Origin of the sequence: Paraburkholderia sp. BL18I3N2, from assembly GCF_003001875.1 — a bacterium.
Classification (GTDB): domain Bacteria; phylum Pseudomonadota; class Gammaproteobacteria; order Burkholderiales; family Burkholderiaceae; genus Paraburkholderia; species Paraburkholderia phytofirmans.
The window spans coordinates 94,668-121,510 of the sequence record NZ_PVNC01000018.1 but is presented as its reverse complement, the minus strand read 5'-3'; the positions used below and the strand labels follow the sequence as shown (position 1 = coordinate 121,510).

Sequence of the window (26,843 nt, the reverse complement as noted above, 5' to 3'; positions counted from 1 at the left end):
GAAATCTCGGCCTTGCGTCACGGCGAGCGCGCTGCACAAAGCGAAACGCGTCGGCAGGAACCGCTTGGTGCTACGCCGAAAGGGACATGCTTCAGCTTCACGAAGCAAAGGCGAAGCGAAACGGCGCCGCACACGCCTCGAGCACTTCAGCTCGCCGCGATTTCAGCGCGACAGCAGCGACACCGTCGCAATGCCGAGAACGGTCATCAGAAGCGAAGCGGCCACGTGAATCACGATTTCGCCCGCCGCCCAGCCGAGCCGCCCGTCCTGCAGGCGCTGCACCACTTCCGCCGAAAAAGTCGAGAAAGTCGACAGGCCGCCCATCAAGCCGGTGATGACGAAGAGCCGCCATTCGGGCGCGATCTGCGGCGCTCGCGCGAAGCCTGCGACCGCGACGCCGATGACGTAGCCGGCAATGACATTGGCGGCGAAAGTGCCGAGCGGCAAGCCGCTGAAGACGCCGTTCAGGCGAATGCCCAGAAACCAGCGGAATAACGAACCGAGCGCGCCGCCGATGCCGACGGCGAGAATGGACCAATACATGGGGAGGCCTGGCAAAACCGGAGTGTCGACAAACCGGGCAGAGCAAGAAGCGCGATGCCGCCTCCGCGTTCAGCCGGACGAAGCAGGCATCATCAGCCACGAGGGCGGTTAACGGAGAATGCCATCTCCAGCGCGGAAGTCTAACATCCGCGCGTGCATGTGGGGACAGGTTGGGGCGCTCGCCGTCGGGGCGCCGGCGCGCGCTGTCCGATGGAGGGCCGTATATTCATTCGGCGCTCGCGAGATTCAGGCGATGGATCTTAGCGCGCCGCCGGCGCGACGTTCACGCGACGAGAGTGTCAAGGACGCCCGGCCCGGACCCAACTTGGGCGGCCCGCCGCCGGCGCGACCCGTTCACGCACCGAAAACGCCAGCCGGCGCCCCGGTCGGACCTCACTCCGAGGTCGCCGAAATCTTGTGGATCGACAGATCGGCGCCGTTGTACTCGTCTTCCTGATCGAGCCTCAGCCCCACCGTCAGCCGGATCGCGCCGTACACGAGCGTGCCGCCGAGCGTGGCCACCGCGATTCCGCCCACCGTGCCCACCAGTTGCGCTCCGAACGACACGCCGCCCAGACCGCCGAGCCCCCGCAAGCCGAAGATGCCTGCCGCGATGCCGCCCCACGCGCCGCACAAACCGTGCAGCGGCCATACGCCCAGCACGTCGTCGATGCGCCAGCGGTTCTGCACGCAGGTGAACATATAAACGAACAGCACCCCGGCGATGCCGCCCGTCACCAGCGCGCCGAGCGGATGCATCACGTCGGAGCCCGCGCAGACCGCGACCAGTCCGGCCAGCGGCCCGTTGTACGTGAAGCCCGGGTCGTTGCGGCCCGCGAGCCACGCGGTCAACGTGCCGCCGACCATCGCCATCAGCGAATTGACGGCGACGAGGCCGCTGATCTTGTCGATGGTCTGCGCGCTCATCACGTTAAAGCCGAACCAGCCGACCGCCAGCACCCAGGCGCCGAGCGCGAGGAACGGAATATTCGAAGGCGGATGCGCGGCAATACCGCCGTCGCGGTGATAGCGGCCGTGACGGGCGCCCAGCAGCAGCACGGCCGGCAACGCGACCCAGCCGCCAAACGCATGCACCACGACCGAGCCGGCGAAGTCGTGGAACGGCACGCCGAACACGTGGGCGAGCCAGTCCTGGATGCCGAACCGGTTGTTCCACGCAATCCCTTCGAAGAACGGATAGATGAAGCCGACCAGCACGAACGTCGCGAAGAGTTGCGGGTTGAACTTCGAGCGCTCGGCGATGCCGCCGGACACGATCGCGGGAATCGCGGCGGCGAACGTCAGCAGGAAGAAGAAGCGCACCAGCGCATAGCCGTTGTGCGCTGCCAGCTCCTCGGCGCTGCCGAAGAACTGCACGCCGTACGCGATGGTGTAGCCGATAAAGAAATACGCGATCGTCGAGACCGAGAAGTCCACCAGAATCTTGACCAGCGCATTGACCTGATTCTTTTTGCGCACCGTCCCGAGTTCAAGAAACGCAAAGCCCGCGTGCATGGCGAGTACCATCGCGGCACCGAGCAGAAGAAAGAGGGTGTCGGTGCCGGTTTTCAGACTTTCCATCGATATGTCCTGCGTATGCCAAAAAAGCGGGCAGTGAATGCAAGAAGCGGGCCAAACTTGTGCGCAAACCGCGCCGACAAGGTGCAAATCGGCACCGGATGGGATCGACCGTGCATTCCGACCAACGCGCTGGCCGTCGGGTGTGCACCTGAATTCGCACGAAATCGCACAATTAATGTGCATATAGTTGTCGCAGCGACTAGCGCGACCCAAATCGGGGCAAATTATTCGATTTTAGTTACGCTTAATTCAAAAGGCTGACGTCTTGCGTACGCTTGGCGCGCGCGCTGGCGGCGCATGCCTGGTTAATGGCGTGCACTCTTTGTTTCCTGCACAATCGCCGACATAATGTGCCGTCCCCGAGCATGATCTGCAGGGCCACCGACCCCCAATGCGCACGCATGAGACTGACCACCAAAGGCCTGTTGCTGATCGCGATTCCGGCCCTCTTCGAGTTGGCGCTATTGTCCGGACTGGTCAAGGCGCAATCGGATGCGGCACAGGCCGAACGCTGGGCCATCCATGGCCAGGACGTGCTGCGCCAGACCAGCGCGATTCTCGATCCGGTGCTGGGCGAGTCGGTGGCGCTGCGCGGCGCGGTGCTTGCCAACGACGCCCGTTTTTCCACGCCGGTGTCGGTGTGGGTGGACGTCGACCGGCGCATCGATCAACTGGCCGAACTGGTCGCCGACAATCCGGCGCAAGTCGAGCGCGTGGTTCAGGTCCGTCAGTCGGTGCAGGCTTACCGGCAATGGTCGGATCGCATCCAGGACATGCTGCATTCGGGCCGGCGGCGCGACGTGCTCGCGCGCTTCCGCGAGCTCGCGCCGTCAGATGTGCTCGACCGTTTTCGTCAGCAAGTCGCGGCGTTCCAGGCGGAAGAGCGGCGTCTCGATACACTGCGTTCGAATGCCGCCGACGCCGCCCGCGAGCGGCAGCAAACCCTGGTGGTGGCGGCCGTGTTCGGCTCCTTGCTGTTCGTCGCGCTGGCCGTCTGGTTGTTCACGCGCGGCGTGCGCGGCCGGCTCGCGGTCCTCGCCGACAACGCCGGGCGCCTCGCGGGCAATGAACCGCTGGCGCCGATCGGCCCCGGCCACGACGAGATTGCGCGCCTCGATCTGACCTTGCACGAGACCAGCCGGCGCCTGCTTGAATCCGAGCGTATCCAGGCGCGCTTCCGGGCCGATCTTGCGCGCCGCACCGGCGAACTGGCGCGGATCAACGAGAACTTGCGTCAGCAGACCCAGGAAAACGAAATGTTCGTCTATAGCGTGTCGCACGATCTGCGTGCGCCGCTGGTGAACCTGCAAGGCTTCTCGAAGGAACTGATTCGCTCGTGCGACGAACTGCGCGCCGCCGTGCGCGAGTCGTCGCTCGCGGCGCAGACGCGGCAGCGCATCGAGCGAGTGGTCGACGAGGACATCGGCGAAGCATTGCACTACCTGCAGACGGCGGTGCTGCGCGCTTCGCACATCATCGACGCGCTGTTGCGCCTCTCGCGCGTCGGCCGGGTGGAGTACCGGCAGCAGAAGGTCGAGGTGCGCGATATCGTGCCGCGCGTCATCGACGCGATGCAAGGCTCGATCCGCGCGCGCCGCGCTCAGGTCAGCGTGGACGAATTGCCCGCCGTGTGGGGCGACCCCACCGCGCTGGAACAGGTGTTCGCGAACCTGATCGGCAACGCGGTGAATTATCTGGACCCGTCGCGGGAAGGCCGGATCGAGATCGGCACGACGCCGGCACCGCCGGGCGTGCACTCGCTGCGGATCTTTTACGTGCGGGACAACGGCCTGGGCATTCCGGCGGTCGCCTTGCCGCGGCTATTCAACGCGTTTCAGCGCTTGCACGGCAACGTGGCGGCGGGTGAGGGCATCGGACTCGCGCTCGTGCGCCGCGTGGTGGAGCGGCACGGCGGACGTGTGTGGGCGGAGTCGAAAGAAGGTGTGGGCACGACGTTCTATCTGTCGCTGCCTGAAGCCGGGGCGCGGATTGCGCAGCAGGCCGTCGGCACGCCGGCGCCACTGGCGGTGACGAGTGTTCAAGCCGTTCGCGATGCCCGCCCCGGCCTGGAAGATCGCGATCGAAGGAGGGGAAGCGATGGCGACGCCGCGCAGGCGGCGGACGCGCGGCCCGGCGTCAGTGCGCCGTAGCCGTTACGCGGTAAAGAGACGGCGTGGCTTGAGCAGTCTGCTGCCGCGAATCGACCAGTAGCAGCCGCAGGCTATCAGGATCGCAACGCCCGTCAGGGCTTCCAGCGGCGCCGGGCGCATACCGGGCAGCCCGTCCAGCACAAAGAGGCCGCGCGCGGCGATCAGCAGCGCGGCCCATACCGAACACGCGGCCTGAGCCAGCATGCGCGTGCCCGCCAGACGGCGCGCGCGGCTTTCGCACGACCAGTTGGCCGGCGTGCGTCCGCAGAAAAAAGCAATTGCCATCAACACGACGGCGAGCGTGACGATCCAGTCGGTCAGTTCCATTGAAAAAACTCTCCTAAGTCAGCCGGCGACTATAGGAAAGCCTTCCCCTACGAACTATCGGACTACTCTCAATTCAGGCGAGTTTTAGCGAGCGCGCGTTGCCGAAGGACAACGCGCTCGCCGATGGATCAGGCAGACAAATCAGAGTTCGATGCGCGTGCCGAGCAGCACGAGGAATTGACGCAGCCACTCGGGATGTGCGGGCCACGCAGGCGCGGTGACGAAATTGCCGTCGGTGATCGCGGCGTCGACGGGAATGTCGGCGTATTCACCGCCCGCGAGCTTCACTTCGGGGGCGCAGGCCGGGTAGGCGGAAATGCGCTTGCCGCGGATCACGTCGGCGGCGGCCAGCAATTGCGCCGCGTGGCAAACGGCCGCGATCGGCTTGCCGGCTTCGGCGAATTGCCGCACGAGCTCGATCACCTTGTGATTGAGCCGCAGATACTCCGGCGCGCGGCCGCCGGCGATCGCCAGCGCGTCGTATTGGCGCGGGTCGGCGTCGTCGAAAGTGGCGTTGAGCGTGAATTGATGGCCGGGTTTTTCAGTGTAAGTCTGATCGCCTTCGAAATCGTGAATCGCGGTCTTGATCCGGTCGCCCGCCTTCTTGTTCGGGCAGACCGCGTCGACCACATGGCCGACTGCCTGCAGCGCCTGAAACGGCACCATCGTTTCGTAATCCTCGGCGAAGTCGCCGGTCAGAAACAGAATCTTCTTTGCCGCCATCGTATGCCTCCAATTGATCAACGGAACACAGCGAATGCTCTTTGACGCTCACGTCATCGACGTTCATAAGCTCACGCAGTCTACTCCACTACGTTTGACAGAACCGCGACGGATCATGCAATGGACACGATCGAAGGCGTGCGCCTCGTCTCCGCGGAACTCAGCGCCGGCACAAGGCTGAGCGCGTGCCGCAGTCGAGAGCGAACGGGCTTCCAGATGCCGGTTAAGACGCGCGTGCAGCGCAACGGCGTATCATTGGCGCGTTTTCGCATGCGGAAGCCGCTCGACGCGGCTCATACACACTCATGATTTCATCCATCCGTTCATCCTTGCTGCGCCGTGCCGCGTTCGTTGCCGTCGTGTTCGGCGGCCTCGCCGCCTGTCAGAAGAACGACGCGTCCGCCGGGCAGGTCGCCGGCAAGCTCAACGACGCAGCCCAGGTCGCCGGTCAGAAGCTCGATCAGGCGGCCAGCTACGTCGGCCAGCAGGTCGACGCGACCAAGTCCGCCGCGCAGCAGAACCTCGACTCGGCCTCGGCGCCCACGATCAATATCGATCCCAACGCGTTGGCTTCGACTGCGCAAGCGAATCTGCAGAGCGCGGCGAGCGCCACCAATGCGCAGCTCGGCAAGGCCGCGGCGCTGACCGGGCAGGGGCTTGAATCGGCGGGGCGCAAGCTCCAGGAATGGTCGGTGCAAAGCTCGGCGTCGTCGACGAATGCTGCGGCTTCCTCGTCATCGGGCGAGTCGGGTGATGCGCAAAAGCAGATGGACAAGTGACGTGCCGGCTGGATCGCCACATCGTTTGACAGTCGGACTAAATGTAATTACTATGGTTACACATTGTCGTCGCCGGGCGGGTTTGTTGTGAACACGAGTAGCCGGTTTGCATTCGCGGTGCATGTGCTCGCGCTGCTGTCGTTGCAGGAAGGCGCGCCTTTATCGTCGGAGATGATCGCAGGCAGCGTGAATACGAATCCCGCGCTGATCCGGCGGCTTTTGAGCATGCTGGCGGAAGCGGGCCTCACCACCTCGCAGCTCGGCGCGGGCGGCGGCGCGTTGCTGGCGCGGGCGCCGGAGCAGATCACGCTGCTCGAGGTGTATCGTGCGGTAGACGACGCGCAGTTATTTGCGTTGCATCGCGAGGAGCCGAATCCCGCGTGCATGGTCGGACGCAATATCCAGGGCGTACTGCGCGGCATAATCGACGAAGCGCAGCAAGCCATGGAAGCCGCGCTCGGCGCGCGCACGCTGGCCGATGCCACGGCTGACGTGGTGCGTGCGGAGAAGCAGCGCGAACGCAAGAAGCGCTCGCACGGGTGACATAGCAAAAAAGCAGTACGGAAGGGCGCGTGGCGGTCGATCGCGACACGCGCCTCTCAACGAACGGGGGCTCAAGCCCCTCTTTTTTCCTCGTTATATGTAATCAATATGGTTACATATAAGCCCATGACAGGAGCAGTGAAAATGAGCAAACAGTTGAAGATCGCGTTGTTCGGCGCCACCGGCATGATCGGTTCGCGTATCGCCGCCGAAGCCGCCCGCCGCGGGCATCAGGTGACGGCTCTGGCGCGCAATCCGGCGCGTGTGCCCACCGATGTGGCGAACCTGAAAGCGGCGCAAGCCGATCTGCTCGATGCCGCGAGCGTCGGCGCCGCGGTGCGCGGTCACGACGTGGTGGCGAGCGCCTATGCGCCGCCGCAAGACGATCTCGCGGCGCTCGGCAAAGCGACTCACGCGCTTATTGAAGGCGTGCGCGCGGCGGGCCTGAAGCGCCTCGTCGTGGTGGGCGGCGCGGGTTCGCTCGAAGTGGCGCCTGGCAAGCAACTGGTCGATTCGGAGGGCTTTCCCGACGCCTACAAGGCGATCGCGCTCGAGCATCGGAAGGTACTCGACGACTACCGCCGCGCTACCGACCTCGACTGGACCTTCTTCGCGCCGGCCGCGATCATCGCGCCGGGAGAGCGCACCGGCAAGTTCCGCACGGGCGCGAACGCGCTGCTGGCCGACGCCGAGGGAAATAGCCGCATTTCCGCGGAAGATTACGCCATTGCTTTCGTCGATGAACTGGAGCAGGGCCGTTTCATCCGTCAGATCGCAACGGTCGCCTATTGAGCCTGAAACGAGGCTGAACGGGCCGTGCGCGGGAGCTGCCAGCGCGACGTCGGGACTCGCGTGCGGTCCTCACAACGCTTGAGCGCACGCAAGCGTCCTAACATTCGGTTACGCAAGTCCGGTCGCTCCCGATAAAACTGCGGATACACTGGCGTCTCCCGTTTTCTTACGGATTGCCATGCAGTCATGCCCGTCGCGGCGTGAGTCCGAGGCTGCGCCGTCCTACGGCGGGCAGCCGGCGACCCACGCCGCCTTTCATTTTTCTTCTGACCGTAGCGCATGCGACGCCCGCCGTGGCGCGCGCCCGCCACTCGCCGCGCGGTTCGCCGCATGGGCGGCCGCGGTTTTTGTCGCGCTGATCCTGTGTGTCGGCTGGTTGCCCGCGAACGCGTTTGCCGCCGGCGCCGCCACCAGCACGCCCGTCATTCCGGCCTTGCAGAGCCTGATCAACAGCGCGACCGTCTCGGCGACGCCCGCGTCCTCCGCTTCAGGCGCTTCGGCGGCGGAGGCGGCGTCCGCGCCGTCGCCGGCGAGTCAGGCGGAATTGGCGCACTCCCTCGACAGCGTGATCTCCACGCTCGACAACGACCGCCAGCGCACCGCGCTCGTCGCCCAGCTCAAAAAGTTGCGCGACGTGTCGAAAAACGTCGCGCCACCGGCGCCCGCGCAACCGAGCCCCGGCCTGCTTGGCGCGATCGCGTCGGGCATCGCCTCGTTCGAATCCGACGTGCATCAGGGCCGCACGCCGGTCCGCTATTGGGGCGGCCGCTTCAATGCGGCCGGCAACGAGCTCTACACGATCATTTCGGGGCAGGGGCACGAGAGCTTCGGCCGGGTTCTGTTTTCGATGGCGGCAATGCTGGCCGGCTGGGGTGCCTGCGCCGGCGCGCTGATCTATGTGCAGCACCGCCTGTACCGGCGCTTCGGCATTGTCATGGGACTGCAGCCCAATCCCACCACGCGCGAACTGCTGATCTTCGCGCTGCGCCGCGTCGGACCCTGGATCATCGCCTTCGTGGCCGCGTTGCTGTTCGTGCGCGCCATGCCCGACGCGCTCGGCCGTACGCTCGGCATGGTGGTCGCATATGCGATCGTCGCGGGCGCGGTGTTTTCGGCGATCTGTCTGATCATGTTTTCGCTGTTCGGCTCGGGGCATCGGCGGATCGCGGTGCGCCTGCTGATCGATCATGCGCGGCGCGTGCTGTTCGTGGTGGGCGTGTGCGGCGCGCTCGGCGACGCCGCCGTCAATTACGACGTCGCGCATCAACTCGGATCGAACCTCGCCGCGCTGATTTCGACGGCGGCCAACATGACGGCCGCCGTGCTTACCGGCTATTTCGCGCTCGCGTTTCGCCGGCCGGTCGCGCATCTGATCCGCAATCGCCCTTACGAGCAGCGCACCAATCACAAGGCCGCCACCGACGCCTTCGAGGTGCTCGCCGCGCTGTGGCACGTGCCCGTGCTGGTGCTGGCCACCGCCTCGGTGGTCGCCACGCTCGGCGGTTCGGGTTCCAGCGAAAACGTGCTGCAGATTTCAGTGGTAACCGCGGCCTTGCTGGTGCTGGCGTTTTTCCTGTCGGCCGTCGTGTTGCGTCTGACGCGTCCGCGCAGTGCGCGCACGCGTCGCCGCTCGCCGTATCTGACGCGCTTGCTGCGCTTTTTCGGCACGCTGCTGACGCTCTTCATCTGGCTGTTCTTCTTCGAACTTGCTGCGCGTTTGTGGGGTGTTTCGCTCGCCGCGGTGGTCGAGGAAAACGTCGCCGCGCGCGGTATCGCGCATGCGGTGACGGCGATCGTCGCCACTGTGTTCATTGCCTGGCTGCTGTGGATTCTGGTCGACACGGCGATCACCGAGGCGCTCAATCCCGCCGGGCCGCGCAACAAGGCGCGCGCGCCGAGCATGCGCGCCCGCACGATGCTGCCGCTGGTGCGCAACGTGCTGCTGGTCTCGATCATGACGATCGCCGGCATCGTCACGGCGGCGAATCTCGGCATCAATGTCACGCCGCTGCTGGCGGGCGCCGGCGTGATCGGCCTCGCGATCGGCTTCGGCGCACAGTCGCTCGTGACCGACCTGATCACGGGGCTGTTCATCATCATCGAAGATACGATTTCGGTGGGCGACTGGATCGACGTGGACGGCGGCCATGCCGGCACGGTCGAGCATCTGTCGATCCGTACCGTGCGGCTGCGCGACGGTCAGGGCGCCATTCATGCGATCCCGTTTTCGCAGATCAAGATCGTCAAGAATCTGTCGCGCGACTTCGCGTATGCAGTGTTCGAAGTGCGCATGTCGTTCACCACCGACGTCGATCAGATCACGCAACTGATTCGCGAAGTCGGCGCCGATCTGATGGCCGACTTCCGTTACCGGCGCGAGATGCTTGGACCGATCGAGGTGTGGGGGCTGGACCGTTTCGATCCGAACTGGATGGTCGTGAAAGGGCAGATCAAGACGCGGCCGTTGCAGCAATGGAGCGTGGCGCGAGCCTTCAATCTGCGTCTGAAGCTCAAGATGGACGAAGCGGGCATCGAAATTCCGGTGCCGCAGATGCGCGTGTATACGTCGTCGAAAGATAGTGAAGGGCAGCCTTTGCAGGACGACGAAGTGTCGGGATTCGCGCCGCATCCGCATGAGCATGCGCACGCCGGAGCGGCTTCCGCGGCGCGGGCGGTGCATGCGCCGCTCGCCGTGGCGCGCGATGTGTCGCATGAACCGCGGCCGGCGCCGCCGCCGACCGGGGAAACCGCGCCGATTCCGCCACAGATTCCGACGGCGGGTGAGGCGGCTGGGAAAAGTTGATGGCTGCCGGGAGCGGGAAATTGGTCTTTTGTGCCCGCGTCGTGTGCATGCGAGCGTGTCGAGGGCACACGGTACATGTGGATGTCCGGCTTGCTACGAGGCTTCGCGGCTCACGCTATGTGTGAGCTTAAGCGGGCGCGCCAGGCGTGCCTGTTTCGCGGATTTTGCGTATTACAAGGTTCGCAGGCGGCCGCGCACCGGGCGCCCGCGACGCGTGTCGTTTCAGGCCAGCGCCGGCACGTTCGCCGTACGCACGATGTCGTTGACGTGCGTCGCGATCTGCGCGCCCGCGACGCCATAAATATGCAGCGAAACGGCCGGTGCCTCGCTGCGATTACCCAACTGATGAATGCCGCCGCGGCCGCCACGCACGAACGACACGGCGCCCGGCTTGCGCGCCTGCGTACGCGTTGCGCTCGCGCAATGCTGCGCGCCGTTCCATTCGAAAACCGTTTCGCTCAGCGTGCCATCCACCACCGCGTAGCCGCACCACGTGTGATGCGCATGGACGGGGCTCGCCTGTTGCGGCAGCCACACCAGCGCGGCGATTGCATAGCGGCCGTGCGGATCGGCAGCCAGCAGATGACGCCGGTACTTCTCGACCGAGCCCTCACGCTGCGCCGCCGTGAGCAAATCGGGGTTCGCCGCGGCGTCGGCGAGCGCGATGCGCATGCTGCGCGCGAAGAACGTCGAATGCGACGGTTCGGGGAAATGGGCACAGGCGTCGAATATCGCATCCAGGGCATCGCAGAGGCGGGCGAGCGGCGCGTTGCGCGCGGCGCGCAATAGCACGTCCACTTGTTCGCGCAAGCCCGCCTGAGCCGTTTTGACGGGTTGCAAGCGTTGGGCTGGAAGGCGTTCGAGGGATGCGGAGCGGAGGTCTTGGCTCATGTTGATCAGGCAGCGGTTGAGCTGCTCATTGGTTATTTTCGGATAGCGATATTTATACCGGTTTGCCTGGAGAAAGAGTTTCCATATAATTCCCCCTGGAATCTGAAAAGTAGAATAATTTCCTATGGGGGTGTCATGATGGGAATGGATATCATCGATCGGAAGCTGCTGGAGCTGCTGCAGGAGGACGCGACCATGCCGATCGCTGAACTGGCGCAACGTGTGAATCTGTCGCAAACGCCTTGCTGGAAGCGGCTGCAGCGTCTGAAAGAGGCGGGCGTGATCCGGGCCCAGGTCGCCCTTTGCGACGCGCGCAAACTCGGCGTGGGTACGACGGTGTTCGTCGCGGTACGCACCAACCAGCACACGGAGGAGTGGGCGCGAACCTTTACGCATGCGGTGCAGGAGATTCCGGAAGTGGTGGAGGTCTACCGGATGAGCGGCGAAACCGATTACCTGCTGCGCGTGGTGGTATCCGATATCGACGACTACGACCGTGTCTACAAGCAATTGATCGCCGCGGTGCCGCTGTATGACGTGAGTTCGAGTTTTGCGATGGAGCAGATCAAGTATTCAACGGCGCTGCCGGTGCGGCCCGCTGTGGTGAGGTAGATGGAAGGCAGCGGGTGCGTCGTTTGCTGCTCTTTAGACAGCGAACCGTATGGCACGCCTGGCAGCAGTTGCGGCTTCCCGGCAAGCTGGCAAGTCCATGCCGCTACGGCCGCCCACTGCAAGCCGTGTGCAAACTCAGTGGGCGTAGAATGCCGCCTTCCCAGACACCATCCGCGACTGCCTCGCGAACCGAGCCCGCCTCATGAACAAACCGCCGCGCAAGAAGAACCCGACCTTTGGCATTGCTGTCTTCATCGTGGTCGCGGTATTGCTGGTGATCGCCACGCTCTTCTATAACGCCATCAAGGAAAAGCACGATTTCGACGCGCAGAATGCAGCTGGGCCGTCGATCTCATCGGATGCGGCCGCAGCGGCCACTGCCGCCAAACCGGCAAGCGGCGCGGCCCAGTAGGGCGACGTGCACGTTCACGCGCCATTTCACTCGTCCGGCAGACGAATCACGCTCGCATCCTTGCGAATCTGCGCCGCCGCCGACAGCATCTGCTTGCACTGATGCGCGAGCAATTTCATGTCATGCACGGCATCGGCCGAATAGTCCGGCGACTTCTCCGTTTCGACCACCATCGCATCGAGCTCGCGGCCCAGCAGTTTGATCTGCTCGCTTTGATCGGCGGCCGGCGCGGTGCCGGTCTCAGCTTCGGTGAGATTGTCGCGCACGACGCTCAGCGCGCGTTGCAGCGGCTGTAGCGAGACGCCGTCGACCTGCTGTTGCGCCGAAGTGCGCAAGAGCGGCGCCGCCGCGGTGATCTGCGAGGCGAGCACGTGGCTGCGCACCAGCAGCCCATTGAGCTCCGGCACGAACTTCTGCGCGGACTTCGGTTCGAGCATCATGCGCTGAAATGCCTGACCCAGATTGGCGAACGCCACGTGAACGTTCTTGCGGGCGAGCCGGTAGCGGTAGTCGCGATCGAGTGCGGTCGCGGCCGCTGCGGCGGCCGCGGAGGCGCCGGAGACAGGCTTCGCGGTCGGATTGCTGACGGTGGTCGTGCCCGCGCTGGCGCCGGCGTCGGCAAGCGGTTTTGTTGTTGCGTCGACGGACGCGGTAGCCGCCGCATTAGCGACACCGTGTGCGCCAGCGTTTGCGCTGCCGCCTGCACCAGCGCCGGCGCGACCGCTTGCAACGCTGCCGCTGCCACCGCGTGCCCCACCGCTAGCCGCGGCCAACACCGGCGTACCAAAGTCGATCGCCGGATCGGCCATCGCCGCCGCCGGCGCACGCGCCCCGGCTTCGGTCACGGTCGCCACCACCGCGGCCGCAGGCTTGCCGCTCCACCACCAGCTTGCTTCCAGATACTGCCGCGTCGCGTTGATCATGTTGTTGACGAGCTTGCCCATCAAACGATATTCCCAGTACGGGAACAGGTGGCTCGCCGCGATCGCGATCGCGCAGCCCACTACGGTATCGATCGCGCGCTCGCCGATGATGCGCATGCTGCCCGGCGCGAGCAGATGGAACATGAGCAGCACATACGACGAGGTGAACACCACGCTCGCCGTGTAATTGAACAGCAGCAGGCTGTAGCTCATGACCATCGATGCGAACATCACCACCAGCAGGATGTGCGGTTCCTTGACGAAGATCATCAGCGCGATACTCGCCGCGCAGCCGATCAGCGTACCGACGATCCGCTGCCCGTTGCGCTGTTTGGTCAGCGAATAGCCGGGCTTCAGAATGATGACGGTGGTCATCACGATCCAGTAGGCGTTGGTGAGCGGCAGCAGGCGGCCGAGCCAGAAGCCCACGGCGACTGCGATCGTCACGCGCAACGCGTGACGGAAGCTCGGCGAGGCCATGGTCAGGTTCGAGAAGATTTGCCCAAACGGCACGCGCCGGCTCGATACGAAACGCGTGAGCGCCTGGTCGAGCCGCAGTTCGGTCTCGCTCGTGCTGGGCTCGCTCGAGAGACTCTTGCGCATCTTGTCGATCAGTCGCGTGGCGCTCCAGACGCGCCGGAAAGTCGACGAGATCGCCGAATAAGCTTCGTGGTTTTTTGCCGGCAGATCCTGCTTGCGCATCAGCTCGATTTCGAACTCGATGGCGCGCAATTCCGCCTTCACGTTCACGCGCCCACGCGGCGCATGGTTCTGCAGCACCGCGAGGCCGATCTCTTCCAGATCGGCAGCCGCCTTGCGAATCAGATCGCGGTAGAACACCAGCAGATCGGAGCCGCCGAACGTGGTGCGTACCAACGGATAATCGGTATGCGCACCCACGAACAGTTCGTGCAGGTCGACCGTGTTGATGAACAGATTGAACAGCATGGCGCGGCGCGGTTCGAGCTTGCCGCTCTTGAACTTGGGCAGATTGCGCAGCACGATGTCGCGCGCGGCGTCCTGGCGCTCCACCGCCGTGATCTGCTTGTCGACGAGGTTGCGATAACACTCGTCGAGATCGTTATCCAGGTCGTAGAACTCGGCGCGCGCCAGCAGATAGTCGGCGCACGCGAACACGCTTTCGGCCAGCGCCTGCTGTTCGATGCGATGCATCATCCAGCGGCTCACGAAGGTCGACCAGTAGGTGTACCAGAGGCCGCCCACCAGAATCCACGACGCATTGACGAGCGCCTGCATGGGCGTGAAGTGCTCTTCCAGCGTCATGATCATCATGAACAGCGTGGCAAAGCTGATCTGCGGCCAGCGGTTGCCGTACACGACGATCAGGGACAGCAGGAAGGTGAGCGGCACGACCGTGCACCACAGCGCCACCGCGTTCACCGTGGCGAGCCCGGTGGCGAGCGCGGACAGGAAACCGATCACCGTGCACGCCAGCATCTCGTTGTGTTTGTACTTGAGCGGGCCCGGCATATCCACGACGCACGCGCCGAGCGCGCCGGTCGCGATCGTGAAGCCGAGCTCGCGGTCGTGAAACACGATCAGACACAGTACCGCCGGTAACGACACGCCAACCGCGATGCGCAGGCCGCCATAAAAGTACTGGCTGTAGAGGAATTTTTTTATTTCAACCGAATAGCGCATCGACTGCCTGGATTCCATTCACTGAGAAAACCGCGGTTGATGGGACAGACCCCGGGGCAGCCCCGGGTCTGCCCCGAACTGCCGTCGAGTCTAACTGATTTCATGGCTGATCTGACCTCGTCCGTTTGGCCAGGTTCTGCCCTGGGGATGCGTTTGTTATGCTGTCGCTTCAATGTCTGTCGCGGCTTGTGGCGTTCCGCCCGTGCCGCCCGCAAGCCTCAGGATCCATGCTCCAGCTCTTCTACTCGAATCGCTACGAAACCCTTGTCGGCGCGCTGCTCGACGACCTGGCACAAGCGCCGTCCGATCCCTGGACCGCGCAGCCCGTGATCGTCCCGAGCGCGGCGGTGCGGCGCCGGCTCGAACTGGATATCGCCGCGCGCCAGGGCATCTGCGCGAATGTCAGCTTTGGTTATCTCGCGCAATGGCTATGGGCGCAGATCGGCGGCGTGATCGAGGTGCCGAAGCATTCGCCGTTCGCGCCGGACCGGCTCGTGTGGCGCTGCTACCGGCTGCTGAGCGACGCTGACGAAGCGCTCCCCTGGAATGCGTCGCCGCGTCTGCGCACCTATCTCGATGCGGCGGACGCGTCGATGCGCTACGAACTCGCGCGGCGCGTGGCCACCGTGCTCGACCACTATCTGACCTATCGCCCGGAGTGGCTGTTGCAATGGCAGAAGGGCGGCTCGATCTTCGCGAGCGGCGCGGCTGACGACACCGGTCCGCGCCTCGTCGGCGCGAGTGAAGCGGCGCGTGAGGATGAGCTTTGGCAAGCGGCATTGTGGCGCGCGGTGCTCACGGAACTCTCCGGCGACGCGCAAACGCCCGCGGCCGCCTTGCCGCCCGCTTATCGTTTTCTCGACGAAATCGGCACGCTCGACCTCGAGGCGATTTCGAATGCGCAGTGGCCCGAAGCGGTCAGCGTGTTCGCGCTGCCGACCATGCCGCCGTTGCATGTGGCGTTGCTGCGCGCGCTTTCGCGTTGGGTCGACGTGCGGCTGTACGTGATGAATCCGTGCCGCGAGTTCTGGTTCGACGTCGTCAGCGCGGGGCGCGTCGAAGCGCTCGACGCCGCCGGCCAGCTCGACTATCAGGAAGTCGGCCATCCACTGCTCGCCGAGTGGGGCCGCCAGACCCAGGCGCAATTGCACATGCTGCACGAGTTGACCGAGAGCGCTGCTTCAGGCGAAGTCGGAGATTTCACGGAGAATCCGGAGCCGAGTTGGCTTGCCGCTGTGCAGAACGGCATCCTCAATTTGCAGGACGAGATTGAGGCCGACGAATTGCCGATCGAGAGCGGCATCGAAGTTCACGTCTGCCACAGCCTGTCGCGCCAACTCGAAGTGCTGCACGATCGTCTGCTCGGCTGGTTCGACGAGTTCGACGACCTGCAGCCGTCCGACGTGCTGGTTGCCGTGTCCGACCTCGCGGCGGCCGGTCCCTTGATCGACGCCGTGTTCGGCACCACGCCGCCCGGCGACACGCGCCGCATTCCGTATCGGATTACCGGCTTGCCGCCGTCGCAGGCCAATCCGGTTGCGCGTCTGCTGCTCGATTGGCTGGCCTTGCCCGAGCGCAGCGTGGGTGCGCCGGATCTGATCGAATGGCTGCGCGTCGATGCGATTGCCGTGCGTTACGGCATCGACGCCAGCTCGCTCGAAGCCGCGCAGGAATGGCTGGCCGCGGCAGGCGCGCGTCGCGGGCTCGCGCCCGTCGAGCCGACCGGCGAACACGTGCCGATCGCCTGTCACACGTTCGCGGATGCGCTCACGCGTCTTTATCTCGGCTACGCAATGCCGGATGGCGGAGAACCGGTCGATGCGTGGTTGCCGGTCGAAGGCGCCGACGGCTCGGATGCGGAACTGCTCGGCCGCCTGTCGCGTTTCGTCGACGACATCGACAGCTTCGCGGCGAATTGCGCGGTCGAGCGCACGCCCTCCGAATGGACGCAACTGCTGCTCGAAACGCTGGCGCAATGTTTCGACGGCGGCGTCGAGTTCGCCGATTCGCTCGCCGCCATGCGCGATGCGATCGACAAAATGGGCGACGCGATGCAAGCCGGCGCGCAAGAAGTCGCGATGCCCGCCGCAGTGGTGCGCGGCGCGCTCACCGAAGCGCTCGACGACCCCGCGCGCGGCGGCGTGCCTTGGGGCAGCGTGACGTTTTCCTCGTTGACGAGTTTGCGCGGCTTGCCGTATCGCGTCGTCTGTCTGCTCGGCATGGACGACGGCGTGTTGCCGAGTCTCGCGCGCGCCGACGAGTTCGACCTGATGGCCGCGTTCGGCAAAGCCGGCGACCGTCAGCGGCGCGACGACGAGCGCAATCTGTTCCTCGACTTGCTGCTCGCCGCGCGCGATCGTCTCTTTATCGCCTATACGGGCCGCAGCATTCGCGACAACGCGCCGCTGCCGCCGGCCGCGCTGGTCGACGAATTGCTCGACCATCTCGCGCAGGCGGCGGCGGGCGAGGGCGCGAGTCCCGCTGAAGTCGAGCGCGCGCGGCGTGCGTTCATCGTCGATCATCCGTTGCAGGCGTTCGCGTCGGACTATTTCTCGTCTCAATCCGGGTTGTTCAGTTATGACGCGGACCGCGCCGAGCTGGCCACGTTGCTGGCCGCGCCCACGCACGCCGTTGTGGCGCCTTTCTTCGATCGACCATTGCCCCCGGAAGAACCGGCGCCGATTGCCTTCGACGAATTCGTGCGGTTCTGGCGTCATCCAGCGCGGGCGTTGTTGCGCGACCGTCTGGGCATCGTGTTGTCGGAAGCACAAGGCGAATTACTCGACACCGAGCCGTTCGACCTGGATTACGCGGGGCGCGACGCATTGGCGGACCGTCTATTGCCGGTGCTGCTCGACATCGATACGGACGACGACGTCGTGTTCGAACGCGTGCGCCGCGTGGCGGCGGCGAGCCCGGAATTGCCGGGCGGCGCGACCGGCGCGGTGTGGCGCGCGCGTGAGCTAGGCGCGTTGCGTCAGCTCGCCGACGCCGTGCGCCGCGAGGTGGCTTCGGGTGTCGAGCGTTTGCCGTTCGTGCTCGACATCGCGCCGCGCTGGCCCAAGAGCGAGGAGCTTGCCGGCGCGCTGTTCGGTCCGCATGACGCGCTGCTTCGGCAAGCCGCCGAAACGCCGCTGCAATTGCACGGCAGTCTGAACCTGCTCACCGAAACAGGACAAGTGATTTTCCGCTACGCCAAACCTACCGCACGCGACTACCTGTCGGCATGGCTCGCGCATCTGGTCTATTGCGCCGCGCGGCCGGACGGTCCGCGCCGCACCGTATGGCATGGCAGCGGCGAGAGCTTCGAACTCGCGCCGGTCGCCGCGCCGCTCGACGCACTGGCGCCGCTCGCCGCGTTGTTCAAGGCAGGGCGCATGCTGCCGCTGCGCTTCTTCCCGAAGAGCGCGTGGGCCAAAGTCAGTGAAAGCGATTCCGCGGCGCAGGGCGTGTGGATCAACGACCGCGTGCGCGGCGAGTCCGACGACCCCGCCCTGCGCATCGCATTGCGCGGCACGCCACTCACGCTCGACGAGCCGTTCGGCAGTCTCGCCGCAATCGTGTTCAAGCCGCTCCTGCAACATCTGCGGAGCGCATCATGAGCGGCGCCATGAAGCATCACGCGCTGGTCGCCGAAGAACTCGACGTCTTCGCCTGTTCGCTCGACGGCGTGAATCAGATCGAGGCGTCGGCGGGCACTGGCAAGACCTGGAATATCTGCGCGCTATACGTACGGCTGCTGCTCGAAAAGAACCTGAACGCCGATCAGATTCTCGTCGTCACGTTCACGAAGGCGGCGACCGCGGAGTTGCACGAGCGCATTCGCGGGCGTCTCGCGGAATTGGATCGCGCCATCGATATGGATGACGACGGCGGCGACCCGTTCATCCACCGTCTCTTTGAAACGACGCTGGCGCCGGAGCGGGGCATCGCGCGCGAAGACGCGTTGAAAGTGGTGCGGCGCGCGCTGCGCACCTTCGACCAGGCGGCGATCCACACCATCCACGCGTTCTGTCAGCGCGCGTTGCAGGAAGCGCCGTTCGCGGCGGCCATGCCGTTCGCCTTCGAAATGGAAGCCGACGACGCGGCCTTGCGCTTCGAAATGGCGGCCGACTTCTGGCGTGAGCAGGTGGAACCGGTGGCGCATGCGCATCCTGCATTCGCCGCGTGGCTGGTGGCCAAACGTGCCGGTCCAGCGTCACTCGACGAGCAACTCGCGCGCCGGCTGAAAAAGCCGTTGGCGCAGTTGCGCTGGGGCAAGGTCGACGCAAGCGGCACGGGCGCCGATCCGCAAGCCGGGTTCGACGCCGCGTGCGAGGTCTGGCATGCGGAGCGCGATGCGATCGTCCGTTTGTTGGCCGAGGCGCAAGACCGTCTGAGCAAGACGTCGCACAAGCCCGACCATGTGAGCGCCGCGATCGCCGCATGGACCGAGTACTTTGCGCAGGGCGATTGTCATGCGCCGCCGCCGAAGGCCGCGTTGAAGCTGACGGCTTCGGCGTTGAAGAAGGCCACCAAGGTCAAGTTCGAGCCGCCCGAACATGCGTTCTTCGAGCATGCCGAAGCGCTGGCGGCGGCTGTGGTCGCAGCGGAAGCCGCGCAACGCGCGCGCTGGCTCTCGCTTGTCCAAACCTGGCTCGACTACGCGCCCGCCGAACTGGTAGCGCGCAAACGCACGCGCCGCGTGGTGTCGTTCGACGATCTGCTGTCCAACCTGTATCGTGCGCTCGCGGCGCATCCCTGGCTTGCCGATGCGTTGCGCACGCGTTATCCCGCCGCGCTGATCGACGAGTTCCAGGACACCGATCCGCTGCAGTTCGCGATCTTCAGCCGCATCTTCGCGCCGGCCGGCCCGCTGTTTCTGGTCGGCGATCCGAAGCAGGCGATCTACAGTTTTCGCGCGGCGGATCTGCATACCTATCTGGCGGCGCGTGAGGCGGCATCGGCGTGCTACACGCTGGCCGTCAATCAGCGCTCGACCGCGCCTATCGTGGAGGCGTGCAACCGGCTTTTCGAAGCCAACCAGCAAGCGTTCGTGCTGGAAGGTCTCGACTATCAGCCGGTGCGCGCGGGCGAACGGCGCAGGCCGCCGTTCTCCGATCCGGACGCGAGCGCCGGCGACTTCCGTATCTGGACCTTGCCGCAAGGCGAAGCCGCGTTGACCAAACGCGAGGCCCAGCGCGAAGCGAGCGAAGCGTGCGCCGCCGAGATCGTGCGGCTGCTGCGCGGCGCGCGCGAAGGCGCGGTGACGATCGGCGATGAGCCGCTCGCGCCTGGCAACATCGCGGTGCTGGTGCAAACGCATAAGCAGGGCAGTCTGATCAAACGCGTGCTGGCCGCCTGGGGTGTGGGCAGCGTGGAGCTGGCGCAGGCGTCCGTGTTCGCGACGCTCGACGCCGAGCAGATCGAGCGCGTGCTGGCCGCCGTCGATACACCCGGCGATCTGCGCCGTCTGCGCGCCGCGTTGGCCACCGATTGGCTGGGTCTCGACGCCGCCGCGTTGTGGCGTCTCGAGCAGGTCGCCGACGCGCCATCGGTTGCCGACGATCCCGCGCACGCCGCTGACGCCATGGGCTGGGTCGAGCGTTTCTCGCGCTATCGCACGCTGTGGCATGAGCGCGGCTTCGCGGTGATGTGGCGCACGCTGATGCGTGAGCTGCGCGTCGCGCAACGCCTGGTTGCGGCAGCGGACGGCGAACGTCGTCTGACGAACGTGAATCACCTGGCCGAACTCGTCCAGGCGCGCGCTGCCACGCAGCCCGGCATCGCGCCGACCTTGCGCTGGCTCGCCGCGCAACGCACACAGGGCGGTGGCGAAGACGCGCAGTTGCGGCTCGAGTCGGACCGCAACCTCGTGCAGATCGTCACGGTCCACAAATCGAAAGGGCTCGAATATGCGGTGGTGTTCTGTCCGTTCCTGAACGACGGCGGGTTGCGCGAGCCGCCGTCGTCCGGTTTGCCGGATGCGCGCGAGTATCACGACGACACGGGCGACGCGGTGCTGCACTATGGTTGCGACGACGAAGAAGCCGAGCACGCGTCGCGCTACGCAGTGCGCGAACAGGCGGCGGAACGGGCGCGACTTGTCTACGTGGCGTTGACGCGCGCGGTGTACCGCTGCTATCTGGTGGCCGGCACGTATCAGTCGTCGCGCTCCACGAAGGAGTCGCGCCGCAGCGTGTTGAACTGGCTCGTGGCCGGCGAGGGTCATGATTTCGGCGACTGGCTTGCCGAGCCGCCCGACGAAACCGCCTTGTCGGCGCGTTGGCAGGCACTGGCGGGCGGCCCGATCACGCTCGCCGCGTTGCCGAAGCCGGCGCGCCGCGTGCCGCTCGAAAGCCTTCAGGACCGCAGTGCGCGGATGCAGGCGCGGGCCAATCGCAGGCCGTTGCGCGACCAGTGGCGCATGGCGAGTTTCAGCGGGCTGATCGCCGCCGGCAGTAAGAGTGAAGAGACGCACGCACCGGTGGAAGAAGTGCGTCCCGATCACGACGAGATTGCCGATGCGCTCGCTGTTACGTCCACGCCCACGCCCGCGCCGCAGGCGCCGGCCTACGCCGGGGACGACATCCTCGCGTTTCCGCGCGGCGCCGCTGCGGGCGACTGTCTGCACCGCATGTTCGAACTCGCTGACTTCACCGAACCGAATACATGGACCGACGCCATTCGCGGCGCCTTGCGCGAGCGTCCGGCGCCGGCTGTGCCTGAACTCGCCGCACGCCTGCCCGCGATGATGCACAACCTGCTCAGAGACGTGGTCACCTCCGAACTGCAGCCCGGCATGACGCTCGCCGAGCTGAACCCGCGCCGGCGCCTGAACGAACTCGAGTTTCTGTTCGCCGCACCGTCGCTGGATTTCCCTGCGTTGCGCGAACTGTTGATCGAGCATGGCTATCCCGACGTCGCACTGGAACCCGGCGTGCTGCGTGGGTTCGTCAAAGGATTTATCGACATGATCGTCGAGCACGACGGACGTTTCTGGATCGTCGACTGGAAGTCGAACCATCTGGGCGACACCGCTGCCGACTACGCCGCCGCGCCGCTCGAAGCGGCCATGGCGAGTCACGCGTATCACCTGCAGGCGCTGCTTTATACGGTCGCGCTGCATCGTTATCTGAAAACGCGGGTGCGCGATTATTCGTACGACACGCATATCGGCGGCTACCTGTATCTGTTCGTGCGCGGCGTGCGTCCGCATTGGCGCGACGCCGACGGACCGGCGGGCGTGCATATGCGGCGGCCCGCATTCGAACTGGTTGCGTTGCTCGATGCGGCCATGATCGGGGGTGTTGCATGAGCACGTTCGAACAGAGCGCATCGGCGCCGCCTGAGCTCGACGACATCGGCGTGAGTCTGCCCGCGCCGGCTGATTTCAGTATCGCGCTCGCCGAGGGTTTCGCGCGCCGCATCGGTGCGCTGGCGCGGCGCGGCGGCGCGTCGGCCGAGGCGGTCAAGTGGGCGGCGCGCAGCGCGTTCGCCGCGAGCCGCGCGACGGCCGAAGGCCACGTGTGCGTGCCGCTTGCCTTACTGGCGCGACGCTTCGAGGCGTCGAGCGCCGAAGTGCGCGCCGCGCTGTTCGCGAGCGGCATGGCGAGCGACGGTTCGCAAAGCTCGGCGGCGTTGCGGCCGCTGGTGGTCGATGGGCAAGGGCGGCTGTATCTGGCTCGCTATTACGACTACGAGCGGCGGCTTGCGCGCGCGTTGGTGGCGCATGCGCGCGCGGGTGAGGGTGTCGAGCGATTGGCCGATGCTCAGACCCTCCACGAGCGTCTCCTGCGCTACTTCGGTCCGCCGAAGGACAACGAAGTCGACTGGCAACGCGTCGCTGCGGTCATGGCGCTGTCCGGGCAACTCACCATCGTCAGCGGTGGACCCGGCACCGGCAAGACCACCACCGTGGTCGGCGTGCTTGCCTGCCTGCTCGATGCACGCGCGGATCTGCGCATCGCACTCGCGGCTCCCACCGGCAAAGCCGCGCAGCGCATGCAGGAGGCCTTGCTTGCGCGGGCCGGCGATTTGCCGCCTGAACTCGCCGCGCGATTGCCGCAGACGTCGTACACCTTGCACCGTTTGCTCGGCTCCGGGCCGGGAGGACGCTTCCGGCATCATCGGGACAATCCGCTGCCTTACGACGTGGTCGTGATTGACGAGGCGTCGATGATCGACGTCGCCATGGCCGCGCATCTGCTCGACGCCATTGCCCCGCAGACTCGTCTGGTGATGCTCGGCGACAAGGACCAGCTCGCCGCTGTCGAGGCCGGTGCGGTCTTTGCCGAACTCAGCGCGCGCCCGGCTTTTACGCAAGCTGGTTTGCAGCGAATAGCCGACGCGCTCGGCATCGACGATACGCAACTCGCGCAGGCATTGCCAGGCGCGTCGCGGGACTTCGGCGAGGAACCTACGGATTTTTTCGCGCAGACTGATGCGCCTAACGACGATCTGCTTGCACACGCGGACTCAACTCGTGCTTCCGACGAACTACCCGTTGGTGACCTTTTCGAAAGCGCCGCGCCACCACCGTTGCACATAGCCACAGCGTCGCCCGTGCAGAACCCGCTCGCCGATCGTGTCGTCTGGCTCGAGCGCAACTATCGGTTCGGTCTGGAGTCGCCCATCGGCCGTCTGTCGCTCGCGATCCGCAATGGCTCGGCGAGCGCCGCGCTCGATGTCCTGCGCACCGACCCCACGGAAACGTGCGCAGCGGCGCTTTACGAAGACACGCACGCGACGCTTGCCGAGCGCACCGTCGCACGGCTCGCCGGAGGTTTCGCGCCGTATGCCGGCGCGCTTGCCACAGCGCTAGCAGCCGAAACACCCGACCCGTTGCCACTGTTCGACGCGTTGAACCGTTTTCGCATTTTGTGCGCGACCCGTTCCGGACCGCGCGGCGTCGATCAGGTGAATGCGGCGATGGCGGCGCAGGTGCGGCGCGCGGCGGGTGTGACGCTGGCAGTCGGCGCGCAGTGGTTCGCCGGGCGTCCTGTGATGGTGACGCGCAACGACTACGCGCTCGGTCTCTTTAACGGCGACATCGGCATTGCGCTGCCGGGCGCGAGCGGCGCGTTGCGCGTGTATTTCCGGACCGGCGATGGCGGCTTGCGAGCGGTATCGCCGGCGGCGCTGCCGCCGCACGACACTGCGTTCGCGCTCACGGTTCACAAATCGCAGGGCTCGGAGTTCGAGCACGCGGTGCTGATGCTGCCGTCGGTATTCAGCCGGGTGTTGTCCCGCGAACTGGTGTACACGGCGATCACCCGCGCGCGTGAACGGGTCGAAGTGATCGGCGCGCGCGCCGTGCTGGCGCAGGCCATTGCGACGCCGACACAGCGCGACTCGGGGTTAGCCGCGCGGATAGCGGAGGTGTGGCGCGGCGCGGAATAGCGCCCATTTCGCGCCAAACCCGCTCAACCAGCCGCGCCACCCGACTGCACGCCCACCTCGACCCGGCCGCGCATGGTCTTCCGGTACCAGAACGTCCACAACGTGAGGGCGCCGTAAATGCCGTAGCCGATGAACGGCGAGACCACCAGGAAGCGCTCGATCGGCCACGTGAGCGCCATCCACGCACGCAGCGCCGTCTCGCCGGTCAGGCCGACGCCCCACACCAGCGTCATCAACCGCATCGCGCTGACGAGAGCCGGCCGCTCCTGCCACAGAGCCTCGAAGCGCGCCGCGCCGCCTTCCATTTCGCGCGCGACGGTGGCGCGCGCGAGGTAGAAGATCAGCGGGCGGCGCATCGGCAACGAGAGCAGAAACACCACGCCGATCGCGCCGGATATCAGCGATTCGCGCAGCAGCAGCATGCGCGGACTTCCGCCGAGCGCCATCGCCGCGACCGAGAGCACGATGCCGGCCACCACCAGCACGCTGAGCGCGTCGACGCGCCGGAAACGCGCGAGTTCGATCAAACTCCACACGATCGGCGGCGCGGCTGACGCGATCAACGCGCCGGTCTCGCCCAGATGCGGCAGCGCAAGCCGGTAGGCAAGCCATGGCAACAGGAAGTTGACGGCCAGTTCCAGCACAAACCCTGGGCGGAGTTTCATGTAAATTTACGCTGTAAGCGAAAAACGCAGTATCGATGAACTGGCCGCTTCGACGCAACCAGTTTTTCGCATCGGCAGACGCGCTCGATAGTCCGTAGTCGGTGATCGGTCGCGCGCTGTGTACACTCATGTTTCCCGATTCAAGCTCGCGCCATGACATCCCGCTATCCCATCCCGCCGAACGAAATCGAACTGACCGCAGTGCGCGCACAAGGAGCGGGCGGCCAGAACGTCAACAAGGTGTCGAGCGCCATTCATCTGCGCTTCGATGTGCAGGCTTCGTCGTTGCCGGAAGTGTTGAAGATGCGCCTGCTCGCGCTATCCGATCACCGGCTTACGCGCGACGGCGTGGTGATCATCAAGGCGCAGGAGCATCGGACTCAGGAGATGAACCGCGCGGCGGCGCTGGCGCGGCTCGATGAACTGATCGAAAGCGTCAGCGTGACGCGCAAGCCGCGCGTCGCAACCCGGCCGACGCGCGCGTCGAACCTGCGGCGCCTCGACGGCAAAGCCAAACGCAGTGAGATCAAATCCGGCCGCGGCCGGGTGGACGATTAGCGCTTGCTGCCGCGTCCCGAAGGCCGCGCAACGGCGGTCGTGGCGGTCGGCACGAAATCGACGCACAACACATGCGGGCCGTTATCCTCGAACGCGAGGGCCGCGGTGTAGCAGTCCTGACCGTCGGAGAGCGAATAATGCGGACCCATCATCGCGACGCGCCCCGGCGCGGCGAGCGCGTGCTTGAAATAGGCGCGCCGCGACCAGTTGCTGCGCGTATCGGTATAGAGCGGCGCGAGCCGTAGCGGAGGCGGCGGCACCGAGGCGGCTGTCACCGAGGGCAGGGTCTGCTCACCCTGCCCGTTGGTGATGAACACGCGGCGCGCTTCGCGCAGATGCCAGACCTTTTGCGCCGCCTGGCGCAGATCGCCGGTGGCCTTATAGGTCTCGGCGGCGCTCAGCACCGCTTCTGCGAAACCTTCGAAACCGAGCCGCTGGTGGCCGGCATGCTCGCGTTCGTAGTCGGCGAACTTGCTCCACATCGATTCGATCAACACCGGCACCTTGGCGCAGGCCGCCTGCACGGAACTCTTCGGCTGACCGAGCCAGAAACCCTGCACGAAATCGACATCGGCCTCCATCAGGATCATCAGTTCTTCATCAGTTTCGACGCCTTCGGCCAGCACCAGCGTGCCGGACTGATGCAGCATCGAGACCAGATGGCCGATCATCGAGTCGTCGCCTTCGCGCTTACCGGCGCGCGCGACCAGCGAACGGTCGAGTTTGACGATGTCCGGGCGGAAGCGCCACACGCGGTCGAAATTTGAGAAGCCGGTTCCGAAGTCGTCTATCGCGATCAGGAAGTCGCGCGGCTGCGAGGCGGCGAGCATGCTGGCGACCGCGGATTCGTCGTCGGCGGGCTGTTCGAGCACTTCGATCACAATGCGCTCCTGCGGCAGACCGAAGTGCGCCGACAGTTCATCGATGAACGCGCGTTGCGGCCAGCCGGTTTCGAACACCTGCGGGCGCGTATTCAAAAACAGCCAGCCGGTGCTGATGCCTTGCTCCATAAAATTGGCCACATGCAGGCAGCGCGCGATGCGATCGAGTTCGCGGGCGTCGGCGGCTGAGCGGGTGCCGGAAAACAGCACGTCGGGCGAGACCGGCAAACCGACTGGATCGAAGGCACGCAGCAAGCCCTCATAGCCGACCACGCGCTGGTGCGTCACCGACAGCACCGGCTGGAACACGCTATGCAAAGTCAGCGCGCGCCACGTCGCGGTCCAGCCGGACTCCTCCCGGACCAGATGCGGGAGCAGGCCGCTCAGGGTCAATTCGCTGACTGATGGCATAAAGGCAGGTAGGAGAGCGGACATGGCGACATCGCTGCAAGCGGGTGACGGGACGCGCCAGGCAATTCGGCACGCAACGGATGCACGGCCCGCGCGTGCGCAGGGCAGCTTGGATAAAGCCCAGGAACGCGGAGAGCGATGCCAGCCATGCTGGACTCCGGCGGATTAGTCAAAACCAGTCTAACAGCTTGCAATTCAGGTGAATG

Annotated in this window: 19 protein-coding genes and 1 riboswitch; of the genes, 11 read left to right on the top strand and 8 right to left on the bottom strand. The window is 65.6% G+C overall.

The genetic code is table 11. The annotated features are described in order from the left end of the window. Window positions 1-162: 162 nt before the first annotated feature. Both crcB and B0G75_RS32005 read right to left on the bottom strand, forming a co-directional pair. Window positions 163-543, bottom strand: coding sequence for a fluoride efflux transporter CrcB (gene crcB, locus B0G75_RS32010; protein ID WP_106314005.1), 381 nt, complete (start codon window positions 541-543; stop codon window positions 163-165). Between the two features lie 76 nt (window positions 544-619). Beyond that, window positions 620-681, bottom strand: a riboswitch (Fluoride riboswitch). A gap of 255 nt (window positions 682-936) precedes the next feature. Further along, the gene (locus B0G75_RS32005; protein WP_106314004.1) at window positions 937-2,124 is read right to left on the bottom strand and encodes an ammonium transporter; all 1,188 of its coding nucleotides are present in this window, start codon (window positions 2,122-2,124) and stop codon (window positions 937-939) included. 401 nt (window positions 2,125-2,525) lie between these two features. On the opposite strand from B0G75_RS32005, the gene B0G75_RS32000 reads away from it, so the two are divergent. Continuing rightward, window positions 2,526-4,274: an ATP-binding protein gene (locus tag B0G75_RS32000; RefSeq protein ID WP_106314003.1), complete on the top strand. Its 1,749-nt coding sequence runs from the start codon at window positions 2,526-2,528 to the stop codon at window positions 4,272-4,274. Between the two features lie 3 nt (window positions 4,275-4,277). On the opposite strand, the gene B0G75_RS31995 is transcribed toward B0G75_RS32000, so the two are convergent. After that, complete coding sequence (locus B0G75_RS31995) at window positions 4,278-4,601, bottom strand: hypothetical protein (RefSeq protein WP_106314002.1); 324 nt, start codon at window positions 4,599-4,601, stop codon at window positions 4,278-4,280. Window positions 4,602-4,742: 141 nt separating this feature from the next. After that, complete coding sequence (locus B0G75_RS31990; protein WP_106314001.1) at window positions 4,743-5,324, bottom strand: DJ-1/PfpI family protein; 582 nt, start codon at window positions 5,322-5,324, stop codon at window positions 4,743-4,745. A 305-nt stretch (window positions 5,325-5,629) separates the two neighbouring features. Here B0G75_RS31990 and B0G75_RS31980 point away from each other — a divergent pair, with 305 nt between their 5' ends. The 4 genes from B0G75_RS31980 (at window position 5,630) to B0G75_RS31965 (ending at window position 10,241) form a co-directional block, all read left to right on the top strand. After that, the gene (locus B0G75_RS31980; RefSeq protein WP_106313999.1) at window positions 5,630-6,103 is read left to right on the top strand and encodes a hypothetical protein; all 474 of its coding nucleotides are present in this window, start codon (window positions 5,630-5,632) and stop codon (window positions 6,101-6,103) included. A gap of 87 nt (window positions 6,104-6,190) precedes the next feature. Beyond that, window positions 6,191-6,646, top strand: a complete 456-nt coding sequence (locus B0G75_RS31975; RefSeq protein ID WP_106313998.1) for an Rrf2 family transcriptional regulator — start codon at window positions 6,191-6,193, stop codon at window positions 6,644-6,646. Window positions 6,647-6,790: 144 nt separating this feature from the next. Next, window positions 6,791-7,438: an NAD(P)-dependent oxidoreductase gene (locus tag B0G75_RS31970; protein WP_106313997.1), complete on the top strand. Its 648-nt coding sequence runs from the start codon at window positions 6,791-6,793 to the stop codon at window positions 7,436-7,438. Window positions 7,439-7,616: 178 nt separating this feature from the next. Continuing rightward, the gene (locus tag B0G75_RS31965) at window positions 7,617-10,241 is read left to right on the top strand and encodes a mechanosensitive ion channel family protein (RefSeq protein ID WP_106313996.1); all 2,625 of its coding nucleotides are present in this window, start codon (window positions 7,617-7,619) and stop codon (window positions 10,239-10,241) included. A 222-nt stretch (window positions 10,242-10,463) separates the two neighbouring features. On the opposite strand, the gene B0G75_RS31960 is transcribed toward B0G75_RS31965, so the two are convergent. Beyond that, window positions 10,464-11,033 carry a cysteine dioxygenase family protein gene (locus tag B0G75_RS31960; protein ID WP_106314047.1) on the bottom strand — a complete coding sequence of 190 codons (570 nt, stop codon included), beginning with the start codon at window positions 11,031-11,033 and terminating at the stop codon, window positions 10,464-10,466. 237 nt (window positions 11,034-11,270) lie between these two features. On the opposite strand from B0G75_RS31960, the gene B0G75_RS31955 reads away from it, so the two are divergent. Continuing rightward, complete coding sequence (locus B0G75_RS31955) at window positions 11,271-11,744, top strand: Lrp/AsnC family transcriptional regulator (RefSeq protein WP_041758868.1); 474 nt, start codon at window positions 11,271-11,273, stop codon at window positions 11,742-11,744. A gap of 202 nt (window positions 11,745-11,946) precedes the next feature. Then, window positions 11,947-12,156, top strand: a complete 210-nt coding sequence (locus B0G75_RS31950) for a hypothetical protein (protein ID WP_106313995.1) — start codon at window positions 11,947-11,949, stop codon at window positions 12,154-12,156. A gap of 26 nt (window positions 12,157-12,182) precedes the next feature. On the opposite strand, the gene B0G75_RS31945 is transcribed toward B0G75_RS31950, so the two are convergent. Continuing rightward, window positions 12,183-14,741: an FUSC family membrane protein gene (locus tag B0G75_RS31945; RefSeq protein ID WP_106313994.1), complete on the bottom strand. Its 2,559-nt coding sequence runs from the start codon at window positions 14,739-14,741 to the stop codon at window positions 12,183-12,185. Window positions 14,742-14,968: 227 nt separating this feature from the next. On the opposite strand from B0G75_RS31945, the gene recC reads away from it, so the two are divergent. From recC to B0G75_RS31930, 3 genes are read left to right on the top strand one after another with little or no spacing between them, the layout of a single operon-like run. Beyond that, window positions 14,969-18,343, top strand: a complete 3,375-nt coding sequence (gene recC / locus B0G75_RS31940; protein WP_106313993.1) for an exodeoxyribonuclease V subunit gamma — start codon at window positions 14,969-14,971, stop codon at window positions 18,341-18,343. After that, window positions 18,340-22,038, top strand: a complete 3,699-nt coding sequence (gene recB, locus B0G75_RS31935; protein WP_106313992.1) for an exodeoxyribonuclease V subunit beta — start codon at window positions 18,340-18,342, stop codon at window positions 22,036-22,038. The genes recC and recB overlap by 4 nt, the downstream gene beginning before the upstream one ends. Beyond that, window positions 22,035-24,122: an AAA family ATPase gene (locus B0G75_RS31930; RefSeq protein ID WP_106313991.1), complete on the top strand. Its 2,088-nt coding sequence runs from the start codon at window positions 22,035-22,037 to the stop codon at window positions 24,120-24,122. Before recB ends, B0G75_RS31930 begins: the two co-directional genes overlap by 4 nt. Before the next feature lie 23 nt (window positions 24,123-24,145). On the opposite strand, the gene B0G75_RS31925 is transcribed toward B0G75_RS31930, so the two are convergent. Continuing rightward, complete coding sequence (locus tag B0G75_RS31925) at window positions 24,146-24,787, bottom strand: VC0807 family protein (protein WP_106313990.1); 642 nt, start codon at window positions 24,785-24,787, stop codon at window positions 24,146-24,148. Window positions 24,788-24,940: 153 nt separating this feature from the next. On the opposite strand from B0G75_RS31925, the gene arfB reads away from it, so the two are divergent. Beyond that, window positions 24,941-25,345 (top strand): alternative ribosome rescue aminoacyl-tRNA hydrolase ArfB, encoded by a 405-nt coding sequence (arfB, locus tag B0G75_RS31920; RefSeq protein WP_012432640.1) that lies wholly within the window; start codon window positions 24,941-24,943, stop codon window positions 25,343-25,345. Here the strand turns inward: arfB and B0G75_RS31915 are convergent. Further along, window positions 25,342-26,661 (bottom strand): EAL domain-containing protein, encoded by a 1,320-nt coding sequence (locus B0G75_RS31915; protein WP_258194806.1) that lies wholly within the window; start codon window positions 26,659-26,661, stop codon window positions 25,342-25,344. The genes arfB and B0G75_RS31915 overlap by 4 nt on opposite strands. Window positions 26,662-26,843 lie beyond the last annotated feature (182 nt).